This is a genomic window from Arthrobacter sp. 05L421 (assembly GCF_056397785.1).
The window spans coordinates 39,901-55,673 of the sequence record NZ_JBFTOC010000023.1 but is presented as its reverse complement, the minus strand read 5'-3'; the positions used below and the strand labels follow the sequence as shown (position 1 = coordinate 55,673).

General features: G+C 67.5%; 15 protein-coding genes. 5 read left to right on the top strand and 10 right to left on the bottom strand.

All coding sequences use genetic code 11. From position 1 onward, the window contains the following. The 5 genes from AC1DKQ_RS19430 to AC1DKQ_RS19410 form a co-directional block, all read right to left on the bottom strand. The coding region (locus tag AC1DKQ_RS19430) for a DUF222 domain-containing protein (RefSeq protein ID WP_476919894.1) at window positions 1-1,847 on the bottom strand (1,847 nt) is incomplete at its 3' end. A gap of 90 nt (window positions 1,848-1,937) precedes the next feature. Next, on the bottom strand, window positions 1,938-2,936 hold the full coding sequence (locus AC1DKQ_RS19425) for a YqjF family protein (RefSeq protein ID WP_476919893.1): 999 nt from the start codon (window positions 2,934-2,936) through the stop codon (window positions 1,938-1,940). A 105-nt stretch (window positions 2,937-3,041) separates the two neighbouring features. Then, window positions 3,042-3,830 carry an isocitrate lyase/PEP mutase family protein gene (locus AC1DKQ_RS19420; protein ID WP_476919892.1) on the bottom strand — a complete coding sequence of 263 codons (789 nt, stop codon included), beginning with the start codon at window positions 3,828-3,830 and terminating at the stop codon, window positions 3,042-3,044. Between the two features lie 38 nt (window positions 3,831-3,868). Next, a complete protein-coding gene (locus AC1DKQ_RS19415) occupies window positions 3,869-4,258 on the bottom strand; it encodes a DUF1622 domain-containing protein (RefSeq protein ID WP_476885987.1) in 390 nt (129 codons plus the stop codon). A gap of 39 nt (window positions 4,259-4,297) precedes the next feature. Next, window positions 4,298-5,263, bottom strand: a complete 966-nt coding sequence (locus AC1DKQ_RS19410; RefSeq protein WP_476919891.1) for an SDR family oxidoreductase — start codon at window positions 5,261-5,263, stop codon at window positions 4,298-4,300. A 189-nt stretch (window positions 5,264-5,452) separates the two neighbouring features. Between AC1DKQ_RS19410 and AC1DKQ_RS19405 the strand changes: the two genes are divergently transcribed. The 3 genes from AC1DKQ_RS19405 (at window position 5,453) to AC1DKQ_RS19395 (ending at window position 7,361) form a co-directional block, all read left to right on the top strand. After that, window positions 5,453-6,067: a TasA family protein gene (locus AC1DKQ_RS19405; RefSeq protein ID WP_476919890.1), complete on the top strand. Its 615-nt coding sequence runs from the start codon at window positions 5,453-5,455 to the stop codon at window positions 6,065-6,067. Window positions 6,068-6,159: 92 nt separating this feature from the next. Next, entirely contained in the window at window positions 6,160-7,008 is an 849-nt protein-coding gene (locus AC1DKQ_RS19400) for a signal peptidase I (RefSeq protein ID WP_476919889.1), read from the top strand. Beyond that, window positions 7,005-7,361: a hypothetical protein gene (locus tag AC1DKQ_RS19395; RefSeq protein ID WP_476919888.1), complete on the top strand. Its 357-nt coding sequence runs from the start codon at window positions 7,005-7,007 to the stop codon at window positions 7,359-7,361. Before AC1DKQ_RS19400 ends, AC1DKQ_RS19395 begins: the two co-directional genes overlap by 4 nt. Window positions 7,362-7,436: 75 nt before the next feature. Here the strand turns inward: AC1DKQ_RS19395 and AC1DKQ_RS19390 are convergent, their stop codons facing one another. Together AC1DKQ_RS19390 and AC1DKQ_RS19385 are read right to left on the bottom strand one after the other, a co-directional pair. Then, window positions 7,437-8,648: a GAF domain-containing sensor histidine kinase gene (locus AC1DKQ_RS19390; RefSeq protein ID WP_476919887.1), complete on the bottom strand. Its 1,212-nt coding sequence runs from the start codon at window positions 8,646-8,648 to the stop codon at window positions 7,437-7,439. Between the two features lie 42 nt (window positions 8,649-8,690). Then, window positions 8,691-9,614, bottom strand: coding sequence for a response regulator transcription factor (locus AC1DKQ_RS19385; protein ID WP_476919886.1), 924 nt, complete (start codon window positions 9,612-9,614; stop codon window positions 8,691-8,693). A 214-nt stretch (window positions 9,615-9,828) separates the two neighbouring features. Here AC1DKQ_RS19385 and AC1DKQ_RS19380 point away from each other — a divergent pair, with 214 nt between their 5' ends. Continuing rightward, complete coding sequence (locus AC1DKQ_RS19380) at window positions 9,829-10,302, top strand: hypothetical protein (RefSeq protein ID WP_476919885.1); 474 nt, start codon at window positions 9,829-9,831, stop codon at window positions 10,300-10,302. A gap of 128 nt (window positions 10,303-10,430) precedes the next feature. On the opposite strand, the gene AC1DKQ_RS19375 is transcribed toward AC1DKQ_RS19380, so the two are convergent. Beyond that, window positions 10,431-11,327 (bottom strand): MSMEG_6728 family protein, encoded by an 897-nt coding sequence (locus AC1DKQ_RS19375; protein ID WP_476919884.1) that lies wholly within the window; start codon window positions 11,325-11,327, stop codon window positions 10,431-10,433. Between the two features lie 145 nt (window positions 11,328-11,472). Between AC1DKQ_RS19375 and AC1DKQ_RS19370 the strand changes: the two genes are divergently transcribed. Then, complete coding sequence (locus AC1DKQ_RS19370) at window positions 11,473-12,045, top strand: hypothetical protein (RefSeq protein WP_476885977.1); 573 nt, start codon at window positions 11,473-11,475, stop codon at window positions 12,043-12,045. Window positions 12,046-12,194: 149 nt separating this feature from the next. Here AC1DKQ_RS19370 and AC1DKQ_RS19365 read toward each other — a convergent pair whose 3' ends face one another. Beyond that, window positions 12,195-12,848: a transglycosylase family protein gene (locus AC1DKQ_RS19365; protein WP_476885976.1), complete on the bottom strand. Its 654-nt coding sequence runs from the start codon at window positions 12,846-12,848 to the stop codon at window positions 12,195-12,197. A 289-nt stretch (window positions 12,849-13,137) separates the two neighbouring features. Continuing rightward, window positions 13,138-15,729: an excinuclease ABC subunit UvrA gene (locus tag AC1DKQ_RS19360; protein ID WP_476885975.1), complete on the bottom strand. Its 2,592-nt coding sequence runs from the start codon at window positions 15,727-15,729 to the stop codon at window positions 13,138-13,140. Window positions 15,730-15,773 lie beyond the last annotated feature (44 nt).

The window sequence follows — 15,773 nt, the reverse complement described above, 5'->3', positions numbered from 1 at the left end:
CACCAGGGCGCGGGGATGGTGCAGCCGGGGAAGGCGCAGCCCCGGTCCCGGGCGGTGAGGGCCTTGCGGATGTGCGGCGGGAAGACCCGGGAGGCCCGGCCGATGTCCAGGACCTGGCCCCCGCCGCCGAGGAGGACCGGGATGATGTCAGCGTCGCAGGCCAGCTTCCGGATGGTGGAGGCGGTGACGGGCCCGGTGAACAGCAGCGACCCGGTGCCAGCCAGACTTGGTGAGTGGCGGAAGCCTGCGGGGGCGGTCTCCGGCGCGCCGGCGCTGTCCTGGAGCCGGGTGAGCAGGTCGCGGTAGTCGATCGTGGCCATGACCTGCGGGCGGAGCCCGCCGGCAGCGGGCAGCGTTCCGGCCGCGAGTGCGGCCTTGCACGCGCCGACCAGGCCGTCGAGCAGCTTCTGCGGCCGGGAGCGGAGATCCAGGGCCGGCAGCGCGGGATCCTCTTGAGCCGCCGCGGGCTGATTGCCGGGGCCCGGCAGGTCCTCCGGTGCTGGGCCGGCAGGCGAACCAGCCCCCGCCGGATCGGCGTCGGCGGCACCGGATACACAGGCCGAGACCCGGGCGGCAGCGGCACTGACCGAACCCTGAACGGCGCCTGCAGCCCACTCGTTTCCGGCGCCGGAACCCGCACCGGCTGTGGCGGTGTCTGCGGGCCACCCAACACCGGAGGCTGTGTCTGCGTCCCAGCCGTCGCTGACGGCAGAACCGGTGGCAGTGGCTGTGGCAGTATCCATCGCCGCGGGCCCGCCGCCCGTTCCGGCCGGGGAGGTTCCGCCGTTGCCGGTGCGGGGGTTGGTGGCGGTGTTCATGACGGTGAGGAGGTGTTCGAACTGTTCGGTGGTCGCGTAGATCTCGAGGTGGTGCAGGCCGTGGCGGCGGCGGCGGATGAAGGCGCCCTGGAGTTGGCGGAGCAGTTCCTCGGAGGGGTCGGTGCCGTCCTGGTCCAGCGCGTCGGCCCAGCTGCGGGTGACGCGGACGAGGAAGTCGGCGTCGTTCTCGGCGGCCGTGGGGGTCAGGGCGTGTTCCATCCGGGCCGCGGCGTCCGGGTCGCAGAGCGGCCGGACCCGCTCGAGTGCGACGGCGATGACGGTCGCGGCCCGGGACGCGACCTCGCCGGCCGCGACGGCCGCGGCGAGCTCCCGGTGCACGGGCGGCACGGGCCGGCCGGCGAGTCCCTCCCGGGGCAGCAGGGACTCGGCGAGGGAGAGCCGGCGCCGTGCCTCCGCGGCGCCGATCCGCAGCCGCGTCCGCAGGAACTCCGCGGTGTTCCGGTACCCGTCATCCAGAACCGACGCCGGCACGATTGACGCTTCGGACGCGGACACGGCCGACGCATCAGCCGCCGCCGTCGACCCGGACGCACCGACCGCAGCCGCGGCCACGGACGCAGTCACACCCGTCGAGACGGATGACGCGTCAGGCGCGGTCGCCGCCGCGGCCGCCGCGGTGGTGCCGGCAGGCCCGGCGGCTCCGGATCCGCCGGTCTGCCAGCCGGCGCGGCTCTCGCGCCAGCCAGTGGTCCACGAGGTGGCCGCCCCCGCGCCAGCCGCGCCGGTGCTAGCGGACTGCTTCCGGGTCCGGTCCACGGCGGCTGCCGCAACCAGCTGCAGATACTCCATGGTGCGTGAGACTTCCTCGATCCGTCCGGCGAAGTCCGACGCGGTCCGGAATCCCCACGATCCCGCGTCCTCCACCGCCGTCGCGCTCACCGCCTGCAGCGCAGCCAGCGCGGCAGCAACCCCGTCCATGCCAGCAGCCGCGTCCACACCGGGTTGCCGGACCTGGGCTGCGCCCCGGTCCGTGTCCTCGCAAGCAATGAAATCCCTGACGGCTTCCATGACTTGAATCTACTGAAGGGGTCCGACAATTTAGCGAGCACCGTGCGCTGACGCCGCGGCGCCAGCCGGGTCGGCGAGCGTCAGACCGCTTCACGTCTTGCGGTTCAGGACCCGTGGCCGGCCAAACTGGGTACGGACCCCCGGCGAAAACAGCACGGACTCGGGTGGTCCGGCGACCTGGATGCCGGCCGCGCGGACGAGCTCGTCCTCCAGCAGGGTCAGCCGCGCCTGATACAGCGGCCACGCGGAATGCGTGTTGGGAATGTAAAGCGTCCTGCCCCTGAACCTGGAATGCAGACCGAAGCGGGCCGTGAGGTGGATCGACAGGGGATCCACGGCTGGGGCGTCGAGTTCCGGGACGACCGCGAAGTCGCTCCGGGCGCCGCCACGGAAACGGCGTACGGAATACCCAGCGGTTCCGCCGGACCCTGCGGCTCCAGTGAACCCGCCGGCACCGACTCCGGCGGTCCCAGCAAACGTCCCGGTCCCAAGGGATCCGGCGGTTTCAGCAAACCTCCCGGTCCCGAGGGATCCGGCGGTTTCAGCAAACATTCCGGTCCCGACGGACCCGGCGGTCCCAGCAAACCTCCCGGTCCCAGGGGACCCTGCGGTCCCGCCGGACCCTCCGGACCCGAAGGCCCCATCCGCTCCAGCCGAAGAGGCGCCGGCCGTGCCCCGACTGGAACCCAACGAATCGGCACCCAAGAAGCTCGCCCGCGACCACACATAGGGAATCCCGGCCGCCCGCGCGGCCAGCACCACCGCCAAGCGTGAAGCATCCAGCGTGCGGAAAACTACACCCCGGGTGCCGTCCGGCTCCTGGGAGTAGAGGCGCACGTTGATCTCGTTGAAGCTTCCGAAGTAGGGGACGCCGGGACCGCGCCCCAGTCCCGCATGCTGCATGCGGAAGCCGATCAGCCCCACCCAGGCGGATCCGTCGAAGGTGTCCGGCGCGGCGCCCGGCGGCATGAACGACGCCGATACTGCCTCAGGGATGCGCCAGTGCAGGAAGACGGCGTCCATCCACCGCTGGTCCATGATGATCGGCGCCGGAAGCTCTGGCGCGTCCGGCCAGGTATCTACAGCCAATCGGATCAGCTCCCTTCCGTCGGCACGGGTCGGCATAGGTCGGCACAGGTGGGCATAAGCAGGCAACGGTCGGTATGGCGGGAATACTCGCGCCTCGGAGAATGGTCAGTTCAACGCCCGGGTGCCTTCCGGAAGCGCCCCGCCGGCCAGCAGCTCCGCCGTCGCGTCGGCCAATGCCGTCAGCGCCACGCGCTGGGTCCACGGTCCGTAGGAAATGCGGGCCACGCCCAGTTCCTGCAATTTGGCCGGGGCCAGGGATCCGGGCACATTGATGACTGAGACCTTGTTCCAGCCAATTCCTTCCACCAATGCGGTGACACTAGCCTTGTCCAACAGGCCAGGCACGAACACCGTGGCCGCACCGACATCGAGGAAGGCGCGGCCGCGCTCAATGGCGTCGGCCAGCACCGCGGCCGGGTCCCGGTCCTTGCCCTTCAAGAAGGCATCGGTGCGGGCGTTGAGGACGAATTCGATGCCCTCGGCCTTGCCAGCGCGTATTGCAGCGCTCATCTGCGCAACGGCATCGGCCAGGGGGCGCATCTGGTCCTCGATGTTGGCTCCGACGGCGCCGGCGCCAATCGCCTTGCGCACCGTCTCCCCGGGGTTCCCGTAGCCCGCTTCTAGATCGGCGCTGACGGGCAGCGACGTAGCGGTCACAATCACCCCGACGGCGGCGATCATCTCGTCCAGCGGGATTTTCTCGCCGTCTTCGTAGCCGCGGGACGCCGCGATGGAATGGCTGGCCGTGGCCAAGGCCTTGGTGCCCGGAACGTCGCCGACCACTTTCGCGGTGATCGCGTCCCAGACGTTGATGACTTGGAGGATCTCCGGGGCCTGGTGGAGGCGGAGCAGTTCGGTGGCTTTGGACGCAAGAGAACGCGCGTAGTCTGTCATGCCCCGAGCCTAGCCGGACGCCCCAACACCAGGAAGGTTCAGCCGGCCGCCGACTGTGCCGGGGCGCCTCCGCGCTGCGTCTGCCAGGGCCAGCGTCCGGTGATTTCCAGCTCGAGCGAGAAGCTCAGGAAAGTCCGGATCAGGACAATAATGGCCAGTACGCCGACGCCCTCAAAAGTCGGTGTGACGGCGACCGAACGGATGATGTCGGCCGCGACCAGCAGCTCGAGGCCGAGGAGAATGGAGCGGCCCAGCAGTTGCCGGTAGGAGCGGTAGACGGAGAGCGGTTCGGATTCCGAGGGCAGGCGCCTGGGCTGGAATCCCCGCAGCGCCATGGGGATGGACACGAGGGCGCCGATCACCATGACGGCCACGCCGGCGAAGTCCATGACGCGGCCGGCCGCCTCGATAATGTGCTGAAGATCCATGGTTCCCCTTGGAGAAAGTGGGCAGTGAGATTCAAAACCTTACGGGTGCCGGACGCCGACGCCGGCGAGCACGGCGCGGTAGCCTTCCCGGAAACTCGGGTACTGAAACTCGAATCCAGTGCTGCGGAGCAGCCCGTTGCTGGCTCGCTTATTTCCGCCCCGCGACGGCTCGCCGCCCGCCCTACCCGCCGTACCCGCCGACGCCGAGGCGCCGCCCGCCGCCGACCCGCCGCCTGCGCCAGCTGACTCCGACGCGGAACCGCCGCCCGTCGCGCCAACCGACTCCGACGCCGGCCTGGGGAGTCCCAGTTCCGCGGCCAGGAAGCCCAGCACTTCGCCCAGCTCGGCCGGTTCGTTGTCCACGCCCAGATAGACCGGCGCAGGAACCGCGTCCATGGTGCACAGATGGACGATAGCCGCGGCGGCGTCGTCGCGGTGAATCCGATTTGTGAAGCGCGACGCCGCCGGAATGACCGCGGTTCCGCCGCGCACCTGGTCGATCAGCCGCGTCCGGCCGGGGCCGTAGATCCCGCCGAGCCGCAGCACTACTGGGGTGATGCCGGTGCCGCGCAGGCGGCTGTAGAGGAGTTCCTCTGCTTCGCGGATGATGCGGCCAGAGAACCCGCCAGGTTCCGGCGTCGTGCGCTCATCAATCCAGCCGCCGCCGGCGTCCCCGTAGACGGCGGTCGAGGACACAAACAGGATTCGGGGGACACCTGCGCCGGACGCCAGGATAGCGTCCAGCACGTTGGAGAGCCCGTCCACGTAGGCGGTCCGGTAAGCGTCCTCCGTCGGGGAATCCGCGGCAATCGCGACGACGACGGCGGTGGTGTCCGCCGGGATGGGCGGCAGCTCGCCGGAGCTCAGGTCAGCTGCGACTCCCTCGATGGCAGCCGGAAGTTTCGCCGGCGACCGACGCCATCCCACTACGCGGTGGCCTGCCACCGCGAAACGCAGCCCGGCCTCGGTGCCCAGGTCGCCGCAACCGGCCAGCAGAACAGTCATGAGGCCAGTCTGCCAGCCTTCGGGAAGTCCCACGGACAGGCTTGAGAAAATCTTGAACTGATCTTGTCGCCCGCTGAAGGATTGCCTTGAAGGGGACCGGGCATCGTTGTAACAGTCAGCCAGGGGGCTGGCGGACACAACATACGTCGCCCGGCCATTCAGAGCCGGCTCCACGAAACGGAAAATCCAATGGGTCTCAACCTCAAGTCCACGTCCAGCAAGGTCCTGGCTTCCGCCGCCCTCCTCGCCGCAGCTGCCGGCGTGGCCGGGATGGGTACCTACGGTGGTTTCACTGCCAGCACGTCGGCTTCCGCCGCCGTCGATTCGGCCACGGTAACCCTGACTGGCGCCGACGCCGGCACGCTCAACATCCAGGCGGCCAAGGTCATCCCGGGCGACACCATGGAACGCACACTCAAGTTGGTCAACGGTGGCACCATCGACCTGGCAGCGATCACTCTCACCACCAGCACGACGTCCCCGAGCCTCCTGACTACAGACGGAACCAACGGTTTGCAGCTGCAGATCGACAGCTGCCCGGTTGCCTGGACCGGATCCGGCACCGGTCCGTACACCTGTAACTCTGCGGGCACGCCGGTGCAGGGCGCTGCGGTCCTCGCCAAGCGTGCCGTGATCGGACAGAACATCGCTTTGTCGGGTCTGACGTCCATGACCGCCACAAAGACCGATTTCCTCCGGGTCACGCTGACCCTCCCGATCGCAGCGAACGACTCCTTCCAGGGCCTGAACAGCAATGTCGCCTTCGCCTTCAACGCCGCAACCCGCGGAGCCACCAACAAGTAACCAGTCTTGGGGACTCAGACCGGCCAGGTCTCGGCCGGACTGAGTCCCCGGTTTTACGCGTACTATCCACACCCGGCAGGAGGAACGATCCCGTGAGCACAGTAGTCAACGCAGGTCCCAGGGGCTCCGTCGACCTCCCTCCAGCAGAGGGTCCCGCCTTGGACAGCCCGGCCCTGGACAGCGCTGTCCAGGACAAAACTGTCCAGGGCAACGCCGCACAGGACGCTGCACTGCCCACCCTCGCCGCGCTCCCCAACCACGGACGACGTCGGGCCGAACGGCCGCCGCGCGCTCGCGGCAGTGTGGTGCCCAAGGGGGTTCCCGTGGCCGGACGCGCCGCGGTTACCATCCTCCTCATCGTCGCCGCGTTGGTGTTCCTCTTTCTCGCAGTCGGGCCGCGCTTCCTGAACTACCAGACGTCCACCATGCTCACCGGGAGCATGTCGCCGGGGATCAACCCGGGCGACGTCGTTATCAGCGTGAAGACGCCGGTCTCCGAGCTGAAGGTTGGCGACGTCATTACCTACAGCATCCCGATTGACGATCACCGGATTGAAACCCACCGGGTGGCCAGCATAAAACGCGACGCCGGCACGACGTCCGTGACCACCAAGGGAGACGCCAACCCGGGGGCCGACCCGTGGGTTGCCGTGCTGTCCGAGGACTACGTCTACAGGGAAGCGGGCGTGGTGCCGTATCTTGGCGACGCCATCCGAGCCTTGCGTCAGCCACTGGTCCAGTCTGTGCTCCTCTACGGCGCATCAGCGCTGCTCGTCGTTGTGGTGCTGACGGCGATCTGGAAGAAGCCTGCCGAATCGCTGGGCACCGCAACGCTGAACACGGAATCGCTGAACACGGAATCGCTATCCACCGAATCGCTAGTCAGGGACGATGCCGCTGAAGACGCCATGGGCGCCGGTTATGAAGAGAGCAGAGGATGACCGGTTCAGGCGTCATCCTGGATACCCGGCAGATCGACAGGCTTGCCCTCGAACTGGATTCCCGTTCCACCGCAGTCGGCTTCGTCAGCCGATTCCTCCAGCGCCTGCCGGACAGCCTGGCATGCATCCACCGCAGCCTTCTTGAAGGCAAAAGCGAAGGTGCTTTAGCCGCGGTCCTGAGCGTGGCGACCTCGGCGGCGATGGCCGGAGCGGTTCAGCTCGAAGGGCACAGCAGGGCGGTCGAACGGAGTATCCGGGCGGGCGATCTCGGCGCGGCCCGGGCTGCCGCGGGAGCCCTCAACGCCAACGCAGCGGACTTTGCGGAACACGCGAACAAACTCCTCAGGCACTGACGGCACCGCTGTTCCTGACGGCACCGCTGCGGGGGAGTGCGCCGTCCCGTGAACCTGCAGCCTTGCCGGGCCCAGTCAGCCGGCAGATTCCTCCGGGCCGGCCCCGGGGAGGGCGACGGACACGGTGGTTCCGCCGTCGGGACCCGAACTGATGCTGAGCCGTCCGCCATGGGCTTTCGCGATCCGGACGCACGTTGCCAGCCCCAATCCTGAACCGGGCGGGTCGTCGTCGCGATGTAAGCGGGTCAGCGGTTCGGTGACGTGGCCCCGTTGTTCCGCGGGAATGCCCTTGCCATTGTCCGTCACCCGTACCATCACGCCGTCGGGAACAGCGACGGAGGTGACCAAGATTCTGGGCCGGATGCCAGGCCGGCGGTAGGCCACGGCGTTGTGGATCAGGTTCTGCAGCAGCGTGCGGAACTGCTCTATGTCCGCCTCCAGGACCATATCTGAAACCTCGATCTCGGCCCCGGCTTCCGTGATGTCCGCCGCAAGGTTCTCTGAAACGTCGCTGACCAAAGCCCTGAGCGACACCGGCCGGCGTCGGAGGGATCCGCCGATGCGGGAAAAAGACAGCAGATCGTCCACCATGGCCAACATCCGGCGTGAGGTTCTGCCGATGATGCGAAACTCGTCCGCATCCGCAGGCCTCTGCAGCTCGCCTAGCTCGGTGAACCCGATCACGCTGGTCAGCGGGTTGCGCAGGTCATGACTGATGCGGGCAGCAAAGGATTCGAGCAGCTCGTTGCTGTTGCGCGCCTCCTCCAGGCTCCGGGCGAGCATCCGCGCATGGTGGTGCAGTTCGAGTACTTCCACCACTTGTGACGCGATGATTTCCAGTGCCGTCTGCTGACCGGGAGTAAGTTCCGCGGGCGACGGCGAAAAGAGGCACAACGACCCCAACACGAAACCCTCGGCCGTGGTGAGAGGGACTGAAGCGTAGAACCGGACGGCGGCAACCTGACCCGTGACAAAGGGATGGCTTCGAAACACAGGGTCCCGCGAGGCGTCGGGCACCACGGTGGTCCGGCCGCTGAGAAAGACCTGGCTGCACATCGAATCTTCGCGGGAGCAGATACCCGGGTCGATCCCTTCGGCGGCAATGTGGTGCTGGTGGTCCGCGGTGATGATGTTGACCGCTGCGAACGGTATGCCGGTGGTGGTGGTCGCCAGCACCAGCAGCTTCTGGAGTTGACCCTGCGTATCCGGGGTCCGCGTGCCGGTTGTAGCCGGGAGCGGTTCAAGGCTAGGCAGTCCGTACTCTGCGAGAACCGACTGTCGCGTCATCCCGGACGCTGCAGCGCTACGGACCAGCGGTGGCACGGCCAGCTAGCCCACCCCTTCGGCTGGCGCCATTCGATAGCCGACGCCTCGTACCGTGCGGATGAACCGTGGTTCGCGGCCTTTATCGCCGAGCTTCCGGCGGAGATTGCCGATATGCACCTCCACGAGGTGCTCGTCCATGGGCCATTCGGTGCCCCACACCTTGGTCAGCAGCGCCTTTCGGGTCCAGACTCGACGCGGCGCCCCGGTCAGGGCTTCCAGCAGATCAAATTCAGTGCGGGTCAGCACCAGTTCGACGCCGTCAATGGAGGCCGCCCGGCTTTCGGCCTCGACAACCAACGGGCCGTGCCGGAGGACGCCAGCGTCGTCGCTACGACGGTTTTGTCCTGCCGCGACAGCTGGATCAGCGGAAGCGTTGCCGGGCACCGCATCGCTTGCCCGGCGGCGTGGCGGCGCGTGCGGGGCGGACGCTGCGTCAGTGATCGTCGCAGCGTCGCTCGCCCGGCGACGCGGTGCGTCGTGGGCCCCGGCTGAGGATGCGTCGGTTGCACGGGGCATGAAGTCTGTGGCCCGACGCTGCGGCGTGGGGCGTTGCGGGGTTGGGCGGTGGCGGCGCATTACCGCTGTCACCCGGGCCTGGACAGCGCGGGGGCTGAAGGGCTTGCTGATAAAGTCGTCGGCGCCAGTTTCCAGGCCCATCAATTCGTCTATCTCGTCCGCCCGGGCCGTGATCATGACCACGTAAGCCTCGGAGAATTTGCGCATCCGACGGCAAACTTCAACGCCATCGAGATCGGGAAGGTTGAGGTCCAGGGTCACCAGATCCGGGCCGTTTTCCTGGATGCTCACTAGCGCGGCGGACCCGGAGGCGACCTCAAAAACGGCAAACCCCTGCATCTCGAGCGTCCGGCGCAGCAGCAGTCGAACGTCGGCGTCGTCATCTACAACCACTGCTCGCAGTTGAGTCACGGAACCACCCAAACCCCAGCTTCTAAAACAATTGAGACCTACACGGCTGTGACTTGATGTGTCACAGCGTGTGACACAAACCCCAAGGGCCACAGTGGATTTAGGCTAACAGGTTTTCTTGAGCAAATGTTGAAGTTTTTTACGGCGTTGGGTTGAAGCTGCACTGCCAGAGTAGGAGCTAGTAGATCGCCAGCTCTCACAGGAAGCGCAAACAGTGAACGTCCCTCAGTCCGCTCCGGTAGCCCCTCGGGCCAAGGCCCCTTGGCTGGTGCGTCTGCGCGGACTGCTGGCCGTCCCAGTGGCAGCGGCTCTGGTACTGGGCGCGCCCGGGCTGGCGTATGCGGCGTTCACAGCCAAGACGACCGCCGCCCTCACGGTTGGAACGTACAAGGTCCCCGCGCCGGCATCGATCAACGGAACGCTGAGGTGCACGAACGCCGGCGGTCAACGGGGCTCAGTCATTACCTTCGACGACTTTGACGAGGTTGATCGCGCCACGGGATATACGGCGACGCTAACGCCACCAAGCGGACCTGCCGTCGTATCCGCGTTGGCCGCCGTGGGTCATTCACGGGTGACTATTGCCACCAGCGGTGGTGGCAACGGCAAAGGAACGTATACCTTCCGCCTGACGGCGAAGGTCGGTTCTTGGACCGGGGCAGCTCTGCCGCAATCCGTCAGCTGCTGACGGCCACTCACCCGCCGGGCGGGACGCCCGACGGCGGATTCGCGTCGGCCGGTGCCCGGCGGCGGAGCCGGCCGGGAGGCCTGATTCGCGCCGCCCAGCCCGACGCCGGACCTGCCGGCGTCGTCCGCCTACCTCGCCGGAATCGGGAAGAAGGCCCGGGGGTCCTGCATCAGTGCGGGGTAATCGAAGACGGAGCGGTCCACGACCTCGTCCACCTCGAAGTTGCGGGCGAAGTGGCCGTCAACGGTGATCGGACGGCCCACCACCTTGCCGATGGCGAAGGAGCTGCCGCCGTTGACCGGGATGGCCACCACGGAGTTGCCGGGAAGAGTGGTGAACGCCTCTTCCTGCTGCTGGCGCTTGCGGGTGGGTTTCTTGACGAGCTGTTTCGGGGGCAGCTTGCGCACCTTGCCCGGACGGCGGGAGCCTGATTCGGCGTAGACGAACTGGTAGTCATCCTCCGCGGAGGCCTTGCCCCGGCCGACCGGCGGCAGGCTGACAGTCTTCAGCTGATCGGGTGCGGTGTCGCCGAGCGGCAGGCGCAGTACCCACATGCGGTCCCCGGCAGGATCCTCGGGCACAAGCTCGTGCTTCGGTTCGGGCCAGACGTACTCCAGGTCCGGGTCCGTGCCCGGGAATACCTTCGTATAGAACCGCGGATCCTTGGCGATCAGCCGGGACCGGTGGCTGAGGTGGAAATCCGCATTTCCCAGCCACGGCGGCATCGGGATCTTGGCGGCGTAGTCGGGGTGGGCCGCCTGCGGGGCGAACTCCACGATCTTCTCGCGGGTGGTGTCTTCGCCGCCGCGGGCCGTCCACTCGTCCACCATGGCCAGGCCGTACATGGTCAGCGCGGGAACGTACCCCATCCACATCCGGACGGCCGGGTGCGACTGCCAGCCGTACTCCGGGATCACCAGCGCACGCAGGATTTGCAGCGACTCAACGCGCTGCTTGCCGAGCCGCACGCGGTCCAGAGCCGCGGCGCTCTGCTGGAAATCGGGGAAGGGGAGGAAAGTCTGCATCTCTCCAGTTTGAGGCCACATGACCAAACCACCAATTGCACAGGACCGCGCGTGCGCATGTTCACATTTTGGAATGAAGCAGACACCACATTACGAAGGGGCGTAATATAGCAGGACCCCATCAATGCCGCCCGGAGGACACGCCATGAATCCAGCCCCTGTTGTGCCGGTTGTTCCGAAATACGGACAACTGCTCGGCCCGGAAGCGAACGGGATTTTGGTCCTCGAGGAAGTGATTCTGGATCCGGTGGCAGCCCGTAAGGAACAGCACGGGTTCCGTGCCGCAATGGCATCGTTCGCGCTGACCATGCGGCGGATAGTGGCGCTGCGCCTCTGCATCGCCGTTGTGGCGATCGCCAACCTGCCGCTCTTTCTGCTCAACACGGGGTGGTGGATCTACGCGGTCTCACTGACCCTTGTAGTTGCAGTCCACGCCGCAGTGTCTTGGCTGAACCGTCACGAGCCGAAGATCCGGCAGCGCCGCATGCTCGAACTGCATCTGCACCGTGAACGGAGCGACAATTACCGCAAGGTCCGCGACGCCGTGAAGTACGTCATTGACGCCCCTGCCCGGGTAAATGAAAACCTCTACCTTGAGCTTCTCGCTGCGAAGCGGGTGGCGCTGCACTTGGCGATGGGCACCGTTGCCCTACTGGACACGAGCGACGACTCAGCGTGGAAACTGCAGATAGTCCGCGAGATCCCCCAGTCCGCCTAAGCCGCACGGCTCACTCGAGCCCGCACGGCTGACTCAAGCACGACGACGCCGGAGCGTCCCCTTACGGGATCGCTCCGGCGTCGTGCTGTCACCGCCCGTGCCTTACCAAGCAGTGCCGGTAACAGCGGTGCCGTGCGTAATTAAGCGCCCTATCTGGGAAGCTGCAGCACCTGGCCCGGGAACACTAGGTTGGGGTTGCTGATGGTTGCCGTGTTCGCGTCGGCCAGCGAGCGCCAGCCGCCCGCGATGCTGAGCTTCTCGGCGATTGTGCTCAGGGTTTCGCCGCTCCGGATGGTGTGGGTCTGGCCACTCACAGCCACCAGCGCAACGTGGCGGGGTGCCGGGACTGCTGCCTTCGGGGCTGCATGCCGGACATACACCTGGGCTGGGACGGCAACCGCGGCGGTCCGTCGTGATGTGGTCGCACTCTGCGGAGCCACTGCGCCGCCGCTCAGGCCCAGTTTCGCGGCGCAGGCCGGCCACGCGCCCCAACCCTGGCTGGCCTGCACTTTCTGTGCGACGGCGATCTGCTGCTCACGGCTGGCGTTCGCCGCGGACCCCGAGCCGCCGTGGGCCGCCCACGTCGACTGGCTGAATTGCAGACCGCCCGCGTAGCCGTTTCCTGTGTTGGTGGACCAGTTGCCACTGCTTTCGCACTGAGCAAGTGAGTCCCAGACGGAGGCGGTGGTTTGCGCCGGGACGGCAGCGTTTGCGGACGTTGCGGAGAGTGCGACGGCCGCCATCGAAACAGCAGCCAGAGTGATGCCGCGGCGCGCGGAAGTGCCATAGGTGGATTTCTTCATGGTTGAGATGCTCCTGAGGGCCACCAGCGCTCGGTCCGTCCCCGGACGTTCTCGCGCCACTGCCCGCCCCTGACAATAGAGGTCATATACGGTGTCTACCGGTCGGGCAGTATCTGGTGGTGGTAGCACCGGGCATGCACTGCCCGGTTACCGGGCATTGAGAACTAGGTTAAGCCAGGCCGGGCCCGTTATCAAGACGTTATTTTTGCCGTTTCTTGCGTTATCATCGAGCCATACATCTCATCGCTGCCCGTTTCGCCGCTGATCCACGCGAACGTCTTCGGGTGACTCAGCCCCCGAGCATCGCGGCCAGGTACGGCGCCGTCCGGCTGTTTTTAGACGTCGCGACGGCGGCCGGGGTGCCGATCGCCACGATCTGGCCACCGGCGTCGCCACCGGCCGGGCCGAGGTCGATCACCCAGTCCGCTGCGGCCACCACATCCATGTCGTGTTCCACCACAATGACGGTGTTCCCTGCGTCCACCAGCCGGTGCAACTGGGCCATGAGCAACTGGACATCGGCAGGATGCAGCCCGGTGGTGGGCTCGTCCAGCAGGTAGAGAGAGTGGCCCCGCTGGGCGCGCTGCAGTTCGGTGGCGAGCTTGATGCGCTGGGCCTCGCCACCGGAGAGTTCGGTGGCCGGCTGGCCGAGCCGGAGATAGCCCAGGCCCACCTCCCGCAGCGTCTGCAGGCTGCGCGCCGCTGCCGGCACGCCTTCAAGGAACTCAGCGGCGGCATTGACCGTCAGGCCCAGCACTTCTGCCACGTTCTTCCCGAGATACGTCACCTCCAGCGTTTCCGGGTTGTAGCGCGAGCCATGGCACTCGGGGCAGGGGCCGTAGCTGCCGGGCAGGAACAGCAGTTCGACGGCCACGAAGCCCTCACCCTGGCAGGTCTCGCAGCGGCCGCCGGCAACGTTGAAGGAAAAGCGCCCGGCACCGAAGCCCCGCGCCTTGGCCTCGTCCGTAGCGGCGAATTCCTTGCGGACCGCGTCGAACAGGCCGGTGTAGGTGGCGAGGTTGGACCGCGGCGTGCGGCCGATCGGCTTCTGGTCCACCTTGACCAGCCGGTCCAGCTGGTCTAGGCCGGAGACCGGACCAACGCTGAGCGGGCCGGTGGACTCACCGGCCTGGGACTCCAGGTCCTCAACTGGGCTCGCCTCGGCGCCGGTTTCTGGGTGCAGCCGGGCGCCGACCACTTCGGCCAGGACCTGGCTGACCAGCGTCGACTTGCCAGAGCCTGAGACGCCGGTGACGGCGGTCAGCACGCCGAGCGGGAAGTCGGCGTCGAGTTCGCGCAGGTTGTGGCGGCTGATGTCCCGCAGCTCCAGCCAGCCGGCAGCCTCCCGGCGGGTGCCACCGGCGGCTGAACCGCCGCCGTCGTCGGTCATGCCGGAGCCATTCGGAAACAGGAACGGCCGGGTGACGGACGCATCCACGTCGGCGAGGCCGGTGACGGGTCCGCTGTAGAGCACTTCGCCGCCGCCTTCACCGGCGCGGGGACCCACATCCACCAGCCAGTCCGCGCGGCGGACGATGTCCATGTTGTGCTCCACCACGAACACCGAGTTGCCGGAAGACTTGAGCTGGTCCAGGACCGCGAGGAGGGGCTCGGCGTCTGCGGGGTGCAGGCCGGCGGAGGGCTCGTCCAGCACGTAGATCACGCCGAACAGGCCGGATCGGAGCTGGGTGGCGATTCGGAGCCGCTGCATTTCGCCGGGGGAGAGCGTGGGGGTGGACCGGCCCAGCGCGAGGTAGCCCAGGCCGAGGTCCAGCAGCACCGTGACGCGCTGCAGGAGGTCGCGGGTGATGGCGACGGCCACCTCGTTGCCCTCGCCGGAGGACTGCTTGCGGGAGGCGGTCCCGGCTTCGGTGAGCTCGGTGGTCGGCCGGATGATGTCAGCCAGTTCCGCCATGGGGACGGCGTTGAGTTCGGCGATGGTATGCCCGGCGAAGGTGACAGCGAGGGCTGCAGGGGTCAAGCCGGTGCCGCCACAGACCGGGCACGGGCCGGTTTCCATGAAGCGCAGCACCTTCTCGCGCATGGTGGTGCTCTTGGAATCGGCGAGCGTATGCAGCACGTAGCTCTTGGCGCTCCAGAACCGGCCCTTGTACGGCTTGGCGACCCGGTCGCGCTGGGGTGTCACTTCCACCACGGGCTGTTCCTCAGTGAAGAGGATCCAGTCGCGGTCTTTCTTGGGCAGCTTCCGCCACGGGGTGTCGACGTCGTGGCCCAGGTGAGTCAGGATGTCGCGCAGGTTCTTGCCCTGCCACGCCCCGGGCCAGGCGGCGATGGCGCCGTCGCGGATGCTCAGTGAGGTGTCCGGGACCAGGGAGGACTCGCTGACGGTGTGCGCGATCCCCAGGCCATGGCACTCCGGGCAGGCGCCCGCGGCCGTGTTCGGGGAAAACGCGTCCGAGTCCAGCGGGCTGGCGCCCTCCGGGTAGCTGCCGGCGCGGGAGAAGAGCATGCGCAGGGAGTTGGACAAGGTGGTGAGCGTGCCCACCGTGGACCGCGAGCTCGGCGTCCCGCGGCGCTGCTGGAGCGCGACGGCGGGCGGCAGCCCGGTGATCATTTCCACCTTGGGGTTGTGCCCCTGCTGGATAAGCCGGCGGGCGTAGGGGGCTACGGATTCGAAGTAGCGGCGCTGCGCCTCGGCATAGATGGTGCCGAAGGCGAGGGAGGACTTGCCGGAGCCGGAGACGCCCGTGAAGGCGACGATCGCGTCGCGGGGCACGTCCACGTCCACGTTGCGCAGGTTGTTCTCACGGGCACCGCGCACCCGGACAAAACCGTCCGGGGGAGTGCCGGGAACCAGATCCTGGACGAGATCCCGGTCGGTCGGGCGCGGCAAATCGGAAGCATGCTGTGTATTTTGCATTAGTTCGACTCTATCCGCTCAGGGCAGCACCGGGCATATCCTTA